This is a genomic window from Spirillospora sp. NPDC052242 (genome assembly GCF_040679555.1).
Lineage (GTDB): Bacteria > Actinomycetota > Actinomycetes > Streptosporangiales > Streptosporangiaceae > Spirillospora.
On the sequence record NZ_JBFAUZ010000009.1, the window covers coordinates 20,601 to 32,939 of the forward strand.

Below are 12,339 nucleotides of genomic sequence, written 5' to 3' on the forward strand. Positions count from 1 at the left end.
GCATGAGCAAGTCCAGCCGGCTGGCCGTGCGGTACTTCGACGACCGGGTGCTGCTCACCGACAACGCGGCCTGGGCGTACTTCCGGTTGCCGACGGTGTCGTACGAGTTCACCACCGGGGAGGAGCGCGAGGCGCTCGCCACCAACATCACGATCGCGCTCGCGGGCATCCGGATGCAGGACGCGGAGATCCACCTGCGGATCGCGCACCGGACGTACCCCGCCGCGGAGTGGGCGCTCGCACTGGACCGGACGTCCGACGGCGGCCCCGGGTGGCGCGAGTACCTGGAGGAGACCTACGCCCACGTGTGGGCCAAGGACTTCTGGACCAAGGAGGTCTACCTCGGGGTGCGGCTGGGGCAGCGGGGGATGGGCGCGAACCTGTCCGGGGGAGTCCTGTCGCAGCTCCTCGGGTTCTACAAGCGCAGCGAGAACGTCCTCGGCGTGCACGACGACGCGGTCGACAAGAAGGAGATCGCGCGCTGGACGGAGCAGGCCGAACGGATCGGACGGGCGTTGGGCGGTTCGGCCCTCTACGCCCGGCACGCCACCTCGACCGAGGTGGCGTGGCTGTTCCAGCACGCGGTGACGGGGTCGCTCGCCGACCCGCCGCCGTCGGCGGTGCCGCGGCGCACGTGGGGCAAGGGCGAGATCGAGTCGCTGGTGGAGGGCGCGATCCACAACGGCCGCTCCTACCTGCGGGTGGAGCAGCCGAACCACGGCGCGGGCGGCGGCGCGACGGCCGCGTCGTACGTCGCGTACCTGTCGTTCGCGCGGTTCCCCGACCTGATGCCCTTCCCGGACGGCGAACCGTGGTTCCACTACGCGGACGCGCTGCCGTTCCCCGTCGAGATCAGCGCGCGGATGAAGCTGATCCCGCCGGCGAAGGCGTCCAAGGACGTCTCGCGCAAGCTCGCCCACGCCCGGGACATGGACCAGCACATCCGGGAGGCGGGCGCGGAGGCGCCGATCGCGCTGGCGGAGCAGATCGACGCGGCGCGGATGCTGGAGCACGGCATCACCAAGGAGCGGCTGCCGTTCGTGTACGGGTGGCACCGGCTGATCGTGTCGGCGCCCACGGAGGATCTGCTGGCGCAGCGGGTCGACGCGGTGGTGGAGCACTACCGCGACATCGGCATCGACGTCGTCAACTCGACCGGCGACCAGTTCTCCCTGTTCCTGGAGTCGCTGCCCGGCGACCGGATCCGGCTGAACGCGTACGCGCAGCGGCAGCCCCTCCGGACGATCGCGGGCGGCATGCCCGTCGCGACCGTCGACCTCGGCGACCGTCCGGACGACGCGCAGGAGGGCTGGATCGGCCCGTACGTCGGGGAGACGCTGGGACGGGCGCGGTCGATCGTGCACTTCGACCCGCTGGTCGCGGCGGCCCGGAACCGTCCGACGGCCGTCGCGATCACCGGTGAGCCCGGCGGCGGCAAGACGACGCTGGCGCTGCTGCTGATCTACCAGATGGCGCTGCGCGGGGTGACGATCGCGGCGATCGACCCGAAGGGCGACGCGGAGACGCTCGTCGAGCTGCTGAAGGCGCGGGGCCGCCGGGCGCGGATCCTGCCGCTGGGGTCGGCGGCGCCGGGCCTGCTCGACCCGTTCTCGTTCGGGGACGACCTCGCGGCGAAGAAGACGATGGCGACCGAGACGCTCCGGCTGCTGCTGCCGCGCATGTCGGAGGAGCGCGAGTCCGCGATGATCCAGGCGGTCGGCGCGGTCGCGAACGGGGAGCGGCCGTCCCTCGGCCGGGTCGTGGACCACCTGGAGGCGTCGGACGACCCCGCCTCGAAGAACCTCGGCGCGGTGCTGCGGTCGATGTCGGAGATGCGGCTGGCGCGGCTGTGCTTCGACCCGTCCGGCGGCGAGCGCATCGACACCGAGGGCTGGACGACGGTGTTCACCCTCGGCGGCCTCACGCTGCCGGACGTCACCATCGCGCGGGAGGACTACTCCTACGAGCAGCGGCTGTCGGTCGCGCTGATGTACCTGGTGTCGCAGTTCGCGCGGCGGCTCATGCACGGCCTGGACCGGCGGCTGCCGAAGGCGATCTTCCTGGACGAGGCGTGGGCCGTCACCTCGACGCCCGAGGGGGCCAAGCTGATCCCCGAGGTGTCGCGGATGGGCCGGTCCCGCAACACCGCCCTGATCCTGGTCTCCCAGAACGCGGGGGACCTGCTGAACGAGCAGGTGACGAACTGCCTGTCCTCGGTGTTCTCCTTCCGCTCCACCGAGCGGGTGGAGGTCGGCAACGTCATGGCGCTTCTCGGGGTGGAGGCGTCCGACGAGCACAAGGCCGTGCTCCGCAACCTCGGCAACGGCGAATGCATCTTCCGTGACCTCGACGGCCGTGCGGGACGCATCGGCGTCGACCTGATCTCCGAGGAACTGCAGCGTTGGCTGGACACCAACCCGACCCGGTCCAGGCCGCGGTCGTCCGAACTCACCGTCGCGGGGGCCGAGACCGAGGAGGTCGGTCGATGAACACGCCCCGCCACCGGACGTCCCGCCTGCAGCGTTCACCGGAGGCGGGGCTCGACCCGTCCGTCCTGGACGGCCGCCGGCGACGCCGCACGCGCCGCCGTCCGCGCACGCGCCGGTCCGCGGTGCTGCTGACGATCATGGCGCTGCTGATGCTCAGCCCCATGACGCCCACGGCCTCGGCGATTCCCGCGCCGCCGGGATCGGGCGTCAATGATGTGTGTGCGCCCGCCGACAACCCCGCGCCCGAGCAGTACGGGACGGGCGCGGACGGGCTCATCAAGCCGCCCGGCTACCCCAGCGAGCAGCTCCGGAAGACGTCCGGCGAGGACCTGACCTACTACGACCGGTACGGCACCGCGGGCCAGACCTGGTACGCGGTCGACATGGGCTGCTCGGACGCGATGGCGATGATGGGCAACGCCCTCGCCAACACGACGTTCACGCTGGTCCGGGCGATCGACCGGACGACGATCAGCGTGTACCAGTCGGCGGCGTCCGAGTCGCTGCTGAGCTGGCTGAAGGACACCGTGGACGGCGTCATCAGCGGCATCGGCGAGACGTTCAACGCCCGCTACTGGTCGTGGGTCGTCATCCTCGGCGCGATGTGGCTGGCGTGGTGGGGCCTGGTCCGGCGGCGCGCCAGCAAGGTGACCGAGGGCGTCGTGTGGATGGTCGCGGCGATGGTGGCGCTGATCTGGCTGGTCGCGCGGCCCGCGGACTTCACCACGCTCGGGACGAAGGTGTCGGAGGCGACCAGCGCGGCGTTCAACGCGGCGTTGCCGCAGAGCGATACGAGGGGCGGGGAGTGCATCCCGCGTCCGGAGGGGCAACCGGATCCGGCGGAATCGGCCGACCTGGACGCGACCACGCGCAACGCGAACAAGCTGTGGGTGGCGCTCGTCTGCAAGCCGTGGCTGCAGGGCGAGTTCGGCACGACGGACCCGGACGCCCAGATCGTCAAGGACAACGCCGACAAGCTGCTGTGGTCGCAGGCCGTCGACATGCCGGAGACGTACGGCTCCGAGGACGTCGACATGGAGGCGAAGGCCGACGCCTACAAGGAAGTCGCCTCCAACATCAAGGAAGAGCACCCCGAGACCTATTCGCTGTTCCAGGGGAAGAACTGGCAGAACCGGCTGGCGGTGGCGTTCGGGGCGCTGTTCGCGGCGCTCGTCGCGGGGCTGCTGATCCTGGTCATCGCGATCGCGCTGATCGTGGTGAAGATCGCGTTCCTCCTGCTGCTGGTGGCGGGGCCGATCTTCCTCGGGATCGGGATCCATCCGGGCATCGGGCGGGTGATCGCGGTCCGCTGGCTCGAGTTGCTGCTGTCGATGCTGCTGAAGCAGGCGGCCCTGATCGGGGTGCTGTCGCTGCTGCTGTGGGCGTACGGGCTGATCCTCGGCGAGACGCTGCCGTGGGGCCTTCAGGTGCTGCTCATCGCGCTGGTGACGGGCGCGGCGTTCGTGTACCGCAAACCGTTCCAGCATCTGTTCTCGGCTGTCGGCTATTCGGCGGTGGGCTCGCGGGACAAGAGCGAGGCGCACCTGGACAAGTCGGTCGCGGAGGCCCGCAAGAGCACGACGGCGGTCGCGGGCGCGGTGGTGCCGGGCGCCGCCGGGTACCGGGGGCTGGGCGGCCGCCGCGGCAAGGGCGACCCCGCCGCGGAGAGCGGCGCGGCGGCGCAGGGCGCCGACGGGCAGGCCGCCACCGGCACGCTGACCGATCGCCGCGCGGGCGGCACGGGCCCGGGCGCGGGCGAGGGCGCGTCGCCGGAGGAGGCGCCGGTGCTGGCGGCGAAGCCGCGCGGCGCCGGGACCGCGCAGGGACGGTCGCGGCGCGGCGCGCCGCCGCTGAACCTGCCGTCCCGCGCGGGACGCGACGCGCCCGCGGCGGGCGGGACCGACACGGGCGGCGGCGGATCGGGAGGCGGTGCGGGCGGCCTGATCGTGGCGCGCGGCGGCGGTGTCTCCGGGACGCGCGGACGCTCGGACGGCGGCGGCTCGGACGGTGGCGGAGGCGGGGCCGGGCGCGGCACGCCGCGTCCGACCTCGTGGACGGGCGGCGGCAACGGCTCCGGCAACGGCGGTGGATCCGGCGGCGGGTCCGGCGGCGGCGGTGGTGGCGGCTGGTTCGCCGGTGGCGGACGGTCGGGCGGTGCCCCGCAGCGCGGCGGCGGGGGCACGGGCGGCGGTTCCGCGCCGTCCCGCGCCTCCGGCGGGGCCGGTGGCGGGTCGGGCCGCTCCGGGCCGGGACGGTCCGGCGGCGATCCGGCGTCGAACGTGCCCCGGCCGCGCACCGGCGCGGGCGGCGGCGGCGCCGCCCCGGCGTCCGGCGGGGGCGGGGGCGGGCGCCAGGCGCCGCCGCCGCTCTGGGGCCGGCGCTCGCCCGGCGACGAGCCGCCGCTGCCGTTCTGGCTGCGTCCGGCCGACGGCCCGTCCGGTGAGCCGGGCCGGGACGAGTGATGAACCTCGACGATCGGCAACGCAAGATCGTCTTCGCGGGGCTGGTGGCGGTGCTCGCCGCGGTCGGCGTGTACCTGACGGTCGCCGGGCCCGAGCGGGTGACCGGCGAGCCGGACGACGCCCCGACGGCCGCGGCGACCGCGCCGTCCGGGCCCGCGTCGCCGCCGCCGGGGATCCGGACGGCGGTGAACCCGGAGGACTTCGACCTCTACCGGCTGCTGCCGTTCTCCCGGGCGGAGTTCGCGACGGCCGCCGAGGTGGCGCAGCAGTTCGTGGCCGCGTACGCGACGTACCGGTTCGACGAGGAGCCGCGGCGGTACGACGAGCGGCTGTCGCGGCTCGCCACCGATCAGCTGCGCGGTGAACTGGCGCGGGCGCACGCGTCGGCGGGTCTCGTCGCCAAGCGGCAGCAGGACCGGACGGTCGCGACCGGGACGGCGACGCTCGACCAGGTCCGCGACATCGGCGACAACTCGATCATCTTTCTGGTGACCGGCACCCAGACGGTCACCGCGGGGGGCAAGGAGACCAGCGAGAACAAGCGGTGGGCGGTGACGGTGGTGCGGGACGGCGGATCGCTGCGGGTCTACGCGTTCGAACCGGCGGACGCCGGGCAGGAGGGTGACACCGGATGACGGCGCGGCGGCTGCTGTTCGCGGGCGCGCTCGGCGCGGCGGGCCTGCTGTTCGTCGCGCTGATCTTCGTCCCGGTGCTGTTCGGCGCGAGCCAGTTCATGTTCGGCGGCGGCGCGGGGTCCCGGTGCACGGACACGTCGGGCGCCGGGGCGCAGCCCGCCGCGGCGGGCGACGCGGAGGCGATCCCGGGCGCGTTCCTCGAGCTGTACCAGCGGGCCGGCAAGGAGTACGGGATCCCGTGGAACGTCCTGGCGGGCGTCGGGAAGGTCGAGACCGACCACGGACGGTCGACGCTGCCGGGCGTCAGCAGCGGGGAGAACTACGCGGGCGCGGGCGGCCCGATGCAGTTCCTCGCCGCGACGTTCGAGTCGTACGGGGTCGACGGCAACGACGACGGGAAGAAGGACCGGTACGACCCGGTGGACGCGATCCCGTCGGCCGCCGCGTACCTGAAGGCCAGCGGCGCGCCGGAGCGGATGCGGGACGCGATCTTCGCCTACAACCACTCGTGGGACTACGTGGACCTCGTCCTCGACTGGGCCGGGAAGTACGCCGACGGGAACTTCGAGGTCGTGCAGAGCAACGGCGTGAACTGCGAGGACAACGAGCTGCCCGCCGGGGTCGACGGCGTCGTCAAGGAGATCATCGAGTTCGCGATGGCGCAGCGCGGCAAGCCGTACGTGTTCGGCGCGAACGGGCCGGACGCCTGGGACTGCTCCAGCCTGATCCAGGCGGCCTACCGCCAGGTGGGCCTGTCGATCCCGCGGACGACGTTCCAGCAGTGGCCGTTCGGCAAGAAGATCCAGAAGGGCGACGAGCAGCCGGGCGACCTGGTCTTCTTCAACTCGGGTCCGGGGACGTCCTCGAACAACCCGGGGCACGTGGGGATGGTGATCTCGGAGGGCAAGATGATCGTCGCGCGGTGCTCGACGTGCGTGCCCGCGATCGCCGTCCAGTCGTACGAGCGCTCGGACTGGATCGGCTCGACGCGCCCGCTGGCGAAGCCGGAACTGCAGCGGCAGCTCCAGGCGGCCGCGCAGGAGTAGGACGCCGGCCGGGCGGATATTCCGGACGGAAATGGGGGTGCCGCGTGGCATGCTGACCGCGTGGACGCCGAGATAACGATCCGAGTCGCCGACGATCTGCTGATGTTCCTGCCCGCCGCCCGGCGCGAGCCGGTCCGGCGCGTCCCGTACGACGGGACGTCGACGCTGGGGCACCTGGTGGAGTCGCTCGGCGTGCCGCTGCCCGAGGTCGGGCCCATGACCGTCGGCGGGGACCCGGTCGACGCCGCGTTCCGCCCCCGGGACGGCGACGAGGTGCTGGTCGGCGCCGTCCCGCGCCCGCAGCCCGTCCCGCTGGAGCCCGGCCAGGTCGCGCCGCGGTTCCTGCTGGACGTGCACCTCGGCACGCTGGCGCGTCGGATGCGGCTGCTGGGCCTCGACACCGCCTACCACAACGACATGGACGACCCCGCGCTCGTCGTGCAGGCCAACGAGGAGGGGCGCGTCCTGCTGACGCAGGACCGGGGGCTGCTGCGCCGCCGCGCGCTGTGGTTCGGCGCGTACGTTCGCGGGTCCCGGCCGGACGACCAGCTCCGCGACGTGCTCAAGCGGTTCGCGCCCGTGCTGCGGCCGTGGACGCGCTGCACCGCCTGCAACGGCGGGCTCGTCCCGGTCGACAAGACCGAGATCGAGCGTGACCTGGAGGCGGGCACGCGCCGCAGCTACGACGTCTACGGGCGGTGCGAGCGGTGCGGGCAGGTGTACTGGCGCGGCGCCCACGGCGACCACCTGGAGGAGATCGTCCGGGACGCGACGCGGCTGGTCGCGGACGTCCGCGGCGGCGCGGCCGCACCGGACGGCGCGGCGGGCGGAACCGACCGGGCCGAAGCGGCCGTCTCAGAGTGAAACGAGGAAGGAGCTGGTTCCCATCGACCTGATCGTGGTGGGTGCGGCGATCATCGCGGACGGGCGGCTGCTGGCCGCCCAGCGGGCCGAGCCGGCCCACATGGCGGGCGGCTGGGAGCTGCCCGGCGGCAAGGTCGACCCCGGCGAGTCCGACACCGACGCGCTCGTCCGGGAGTGCCACGAGGAGCTGGCGATCAAGATCCGGCCGGACCGGCGGGTCGGCGGCGACTGGCGGCTGAGCGACCGCGCCGTGCTGCGGGTGTGGACGGCGCGGATCGTCGAGGGGGAGCCGCGCGCGCTGGAGCATCTCGCGCTGCGCTGGCTCGGGCCGGACGAGCTGTACGAGGTGGAGTGGCTCCCGGGCGACCGGCCGATCATCGACGTGTTCGCCCGGGAGGGCCTCGGCTGACGGGCGGGGTCAGCCGATCCGGTTGGCGCCCGCGTAGTCGGAACGCTCCGACAGGCGGGAGATCTTCACCACATCTCCGGTCTGCGGCGCGTGCAGGTACTTGCCGTCGCTGAGGTAGATCCCCATGTGGTGCAGGTTGCTGCCGAAGTACACGAGGTCGCCGGAGCGCAGCTCGCTCCGCGACACCTTGGTCCCGAGCCCGTACAGCGACCCGGTGTAGTGCGGCAGGCCCGGCTTCCCGACCTGCGCGTACGCCCAGACGACGAGTCCGGAGCAGTCGAAGCTGCTCGGCCCGGCGGCGGCCCACACGTAGGGGGCGCCGAGCTTGGAGACGGCCTTGCGGGCCATCTCGGCGGGCAGCCCGGTGCCCTTCACGGCGGCCTTGAGGCCGGTGCGGGGGCTGTAGGCGTTGGTGGTGGTGAGCTTCTCGAGCCGCTTGAGGACCTCGTCGACCTTGGCCTTGGCGCGTCCGCGGGCCTCCTCGGACGTCTTGGCGGCCTTCTCGACCTCGACGGTCTTGTCGTGCGCGGCCTTCTCGGCGGCCTCGGCCTGCGCGACCTGCTTCTCCAGGGCCGCGACGGTGTCCACCTGCCGCTTCGCCAGGTAGGCGGACGCGGCGAGCCCGTCCGCGCTCCCGTCGATCATGAACAGGACGTCGGGGCGGCCGCCCTTGTAGTTGGCGGCGGCGATCTCGCCGAGCCGCTGCCGGGCCGGTTCGGCCTGCGCCCGCAGCGTCGCGGCCTTCCGCGCGGCGTCCTGCTCGGCCTTCTTCGCCGCCTTCAGCTCGACGCGGGTCTTGTTGTACTGCTCGGTGAGGATCTCCGCCTCTTCCTGCAGCTTGTCGAGTTCCTTCTTCAGCCCGTCCACCGTCGTCGGGAGAGGGCTCGGGGAGCCGGACGGCTGCGGGGACGGGTCGGCGTGCGCCGCGGGCGCGGTCGAACCGAGGGTGATCAGCAACATCGTCGCCGCGGCGGCGGACGCCACCCCGTGCCGGGGGGCGCGCCTGCGCCGGAGATGGTCCGGTGTCAAGCCGGGGTCTCCTCTCGTCGACGGCCGGTTCTCGACGGCCGGATCATCGGGAGAGTACAAACATTGGGCAAAGATGGCCAATCGAGGTTTAAGGGAAAGGTGGTGCGGATCACGCGGCCCGGCCCGGTACGCGGGGCACGGAGGTCGCCGCGAGGACGGCAGGAACCGGACAGCGGCAAGTAGAATGGGGTCGCCGCGCGTCTGCGGCGACTCCCGAACTCTCACGCAAGGCGAGACCGCATGCCCATCTCCACGCGCGACGACCTCCGGAACGTCGCGATCGTCGCCCACGTCGACCACGGCAAGACGACGCTGGTCGACGCCATGCTCTGGCAGTCCGGTGCCTTCCGCGAGAACCAGGACGTCGACGACCGCGTCATGGACTCCAACGACCTCGAACGCGAGAAGGGCATCACCATTCTCGCGAAGAACACCGCCGTCCGGCACGGCGGGATGACCATCAACATCATCGACACGCCCGGCCACGCCGACTTCGGCGGCGAGGTCGAGCGCGGCCTGTCCATGGTGGACGGCGTCGTCCTGCTGGTGGACGCCAGCGAGGGGCCGCTCCCGCAGACCCGCTTCGTGCTCCGCAAGGCGCTGGCGGCGCGGCTGCCGGTGATCCTGGTCGTCAACAAGACCGACCGGCCGGACGCCCGCATCGACGAGGTCGTCGACGAGACGTACGAGCTGTTCATGGACCTCGACGCCGACGAGGAGCAGATCGACTTCCCGATCGTGTACGCGTCGGGGCGGGCCGGCCGCGCCTCGCTGACCAAGCCCGGCGACGGCGAGCTGCCCGACAGCGAGGACCTCGAGCCGCTGTTCTCGGTGATCACCGAGACGATCCCGGCGCCGTCCTACGACCCGGACGCGCCGCTGCAGGCGCATGTGACGAACCTGGACGCGTCCAGCTACCTCGGCCGGATCGCGCTGTGCCGGGTCCACGCCGGGACGATCAAGAAGGGCCAGCAGGTCGCGTGGTGCCGCCGCGACGGCACCGTCGAGCGCGTCAAGATCACCGAGCTGCTGATGACCGAGGCGCTGACCCGCAAGCCCGCCGACGAGGCCGGGCCGGGCGACATCATCGCGCTCGCCGGCATCCCGGAGATCATGATCGGCGACACCATCGCCGACCCCGACGACCCGCGCCCGCTGCCGCTGATCACGGTGGACGAGCCGGCGATCTCCATGACGATCGGCACCAACACCGGCCCGATGGCGGGCCGCGAGAAGGGCACGAAGGTCACCGCCCGCCTCGTGAAGGACCGGCTGGACCGCGAGCTGGTCGGCAACGTGTCGATCAGGGTGGTGCCGACCGACCGCCCGGACGCCTGGGAGGTGCAGGGCCGCGGCGAGCTGGCCCTCGCCATCCTCGTGGAGAACATGCGCCGCGAGGGCTACGAGCTGACCGTCGGCAAGCCGCAGGTCGTCGCCAAGCAGATCGACGGGAAGAAGCACGAGCCGGTCGAGCGGCTCACCGTCGACATCCCCGAGGAGCACCTCGGCGCCGTCACGCAGCTCCTCGCCGTCCGCAAGGGCCGCATGGAGCAGATGACCAACCACGGCACCGGCTGGGTGCGGATGGAGTTCCTGGTCCCCGCGCGCGGCCTGATCGGGTTCCGCACCGAGTTCATGACCGAGACGCGCGGCACCGGCATGGCGCACCACGTCTTCGAGGGCTACGAGCCGTGGTTCGGGGAGCTGCGCACCCGTCCGTCCGGCTCGCTGGTCGCCGACCGCTCCGGCGCCGCCACCGCGTTCGCGATCACGAACCTGCAGGAGCGCGGCACGTTCTTCGTCGGGCCGACCACCGAGGTGTACGAGGGCATGATCGTCGGGGAGAACTCCCGCGCCGACGACATGGACGTGAACATCACCAAGGAGAAGAAGCTCACGAACATGCGCTCCTCGACGGGCGACGAGCTGGAGCGGCTCACGCCGCCGCGCGTCCTGTCCCTGGAGGAGGCGCTGGAGTTCTGCCGCGAGGACGAGTGCGTCGAGGTCACGCCGACCGCCGTCCGCATCCGCAAGGTCGTGCTGGACGCCAAGGAGCGCGAGCGCGCCCGCGCCCGCAGCAAGCGCTCCGGCTGATCCGAGAGCGGAAAGGGAACGGCCCCCGGTTCGATCGAACCGGGGGCCGTTTCCGTCGTCCGTGTCAGTTGAGCTGGACGTTGCCCGTCACGTCGGCGGCCAGGCGGAGCTGGTCGCCGTTCTTCAGCGGCGCCTCGACGCCGCGCGGGAGCCGCTCGCCGTTGACGAACGTCCCGTTCGTGGAGCCCTCGTCGCGCACCCACGCCGTCCCGGACGGGTCGAGCCACACGGTCGAGTGCCGCCGCGACACGTTGTCGTACTGCGTGAACGTCGACGCGACCGGCGACTGACCGGCGTCACGGCCCAGCACCAGGTGCTGGCCCACCGACACCTTCAGCTCGCCCGTCGGGAACAGCACCCGCAGGACGGGCGTGCCCTGCTGCCCGCCGCCGGGCAGCGGCCGCAGGCACTGGTCGCACTGCGCGGCGCCCGGGCTGGACAGCACCGCCTCGCAGTACGGGCACATCATCGCCGTGCTGTCGCTGCGCGGCGGACCCCCGTGCGGGCCGCCGTGCTGCTGCTCCGGCGGCAGGAGCGTCTGCTCCCGGCCGTGCGGCGGCGGCATCGGCGGCCGGTGGTCCGGCTGCGGCGGCGGACCGAACTGGTCCTGCTGCGGCGCCTGCGGCTGCGGCGCGCCCCACTGGTCCTGCGGCGGGCCGAACTGGTCCTGGGGCGGCCCGAACTGGTCCTGCGGGGGACCGAACTGGTCCTGGCCGGGCGGGCCCGGCTGCTGCGGCTGCGGCGCGCCCCACTGGTCCTGCTGCGGGGCCTGCGGCTGCGGCGCCCCCCACTGGTCCTGCGGCGCCTGGTGCTGCGGCGGCGCCTGCATCCCGCCCGGGCCGCCGCCCTGCGGGCCGGGCGGACCGAACTGGTCGTTCTGCGGCGCCTGCGGCTGGGGCGCGCCCCACTGGTCCTGGGGAGCCTGCGGTTGCGGCGGGCCCCACTGGTCCTGCTGCGGGGCCTGCGGTTGCGGTGCGCCCCACTGGTCGTTCTGCGGCGCCTGCGGCTGCGGCGGCCCCCACTGGTCCTGGGGGGCCTGGTGCTGCGGCGGCGCCTGCTGCGGGGGCGCCTGCTGGTACTGGTACTGGTCCTGCTGGTACTGGTCCTGGTACTGCGGGGCACCGTGCGGCGGCCCCCCGTGCTGGGGAGCGCCGTGCTGAGGGGCGCCGTGCTGAGGCGCACCGTGCTGAGGCGCACCGTGCTGGGGTCCCCCCTGCGGCGGAGCGCCGTGCTGGGGCGCCCCGTACTGCGACCCGCCCCCGGCACGCGCCAGGTTCGCGCCGCAGCTCATGCAGACCAGATCCCCGGGCT

Annotated in this window: 9 protein-coding genes; 7 read left to right on the top strand and 2 right to left on the bottom strand. The window is 73.1% G+C overall.

Features of this window, described 5'->3' with window-relative positions:
• Nucleotides 1-2: 2 nt before the first annotated feature.
• Genes AB0L25_RS09555 through AB0L25_RS09580 form a run of 6 tightly spaced genes read left to right on the top strand, consistent with a single transcriptional unit; the run spans nt 3 to nt 7,905 of the window.
• The gene (locus AB0L25_RS09555) at nt 3-2,489 is read left to right on the top strand and encodes an ATP-binding protein (protein ID WP_500170323.1); all 2,487 of its coding nucleotides are present in this window, start codon (nt 3-5) and stop codon (nt 2,487-2,489) included.
• Nucleotides 2,486-4,951 carry a type IV secretion system protein gene (locus AB0L25_RS09560; protein WP_500170324.1) on the top strand — a complete coding sequence of 822 codons (2,466 nt, stop codon included), beginning with the start codon at nt 2,486-2,488 and terminating at the stop codon, nt 4,949-4,951. Before AB0L25_RS09555 ends, AB0L25_RS09560 begins: the two co-directional genes overlap by 4 nt.
• Nucleotides 4,951-5,586: a hypothetical protein gene (locus AB0L25_RS09565; RefSeq protein ID WP_500170326.1), complete on the top strand. Its 636-nt coding sequence runs from the start codon at nt 4,951-4,953 to the stop codon at nt 5,584-5,586. The genes AB0L25_RS09560 and AB0L25_RS09565 overlap by 1 nt, the downstream gene beginning before the upstream one ends.
• The gene (locus AB0L25_RS09570; RefSeq protein WP_500170327.1) at nt 5,583-6,632 is read left to right on the top strand and encodes a C40 family peptidase; all 1,050 of its coding nucleotides are present in this window, start codon (nt 5,583-5,585) and stop codon (nt 6,630-6,632) included. The genes AB0L25_RS09565 and AB0L25_RS09570 overlap by 4 nt, the downstream gene beginning before the upstream one ends.
• A gap of 60 nt (nt 6,633-6,692) precedes the next feature.
• Nucleotides 6,693-7,496, top strand: coding sequence for a Mut7-C RNAse domain-containing protein (locus tag AB0L25_RS09575; RefSeq protein ID WP_500170329.1), 804 nt, complete (start codon nt 6,693-6,695; stop codon nt 7,494-7,496).
• A 28-nt stretch (nt 7,497-7,524) separates the two neighbouring features.
• On the top strand, nt 7,525-7,905 hold the full coding sequence (locus AB0L25_RS09580) for a (deoxy)nucleoside triphosphate pyrophosphohydrolase (protein WP_500170597.1): 381 nt from the start codon (nt 7,525-7,527) through the stop codon (nt 7,903-7,905).
• 9 nt (nt 7,906-7,914) lie between these two features.
• Here AB0L25_RS09580 and AB0L25_RS09585 read toward each other — a convergent pair whose 3' ends face one another.
• The gene (locus AB0L25_RS09585; protein WP_500170330.1) at nt 7,915-8,934 is read right to left on the bottom strand and encodes a C40 family peptidase; all 1,020 of its coding nucleotides are present in this window, start codon (nt 8,932-8,934) and stop codon (nt 7,915-7,917) included.
• 240 nt (nt 8,935-9,174) lie between these two features.
• Here AB0L25_RS09585 and typA point away from each other — a divergent pair, with 240 nt between their 5' ends.
• A complete protein-coding gene (gene typA, locus AB0L25_RS09590) occupies nt 9,175-11,028 on the top strand; it encodes a translational GTPase TypA (protein ID WP_500170332.1) in 1,854 nt (617 codons plus the stop codon).
• Between the two features lie 64 nt (nt 11,029-11,092).
• Here the strand turns inward: typA and AB0L25_RS09595 are convergent, their stop codons facing one another.
• Complete coding sequence (locus tag AB0L25_RS09595; protein WP_500170333.1) at nt 11,093-12,319, bottom strand: FHA domain-containing protein; 1,227 nt, start codon at nt 12,317-12,319, stop codon at nt 11,093-11,095.
• Between the last annotated feature and the right edge of the window lie 20 nt (nt 12,320-12,339).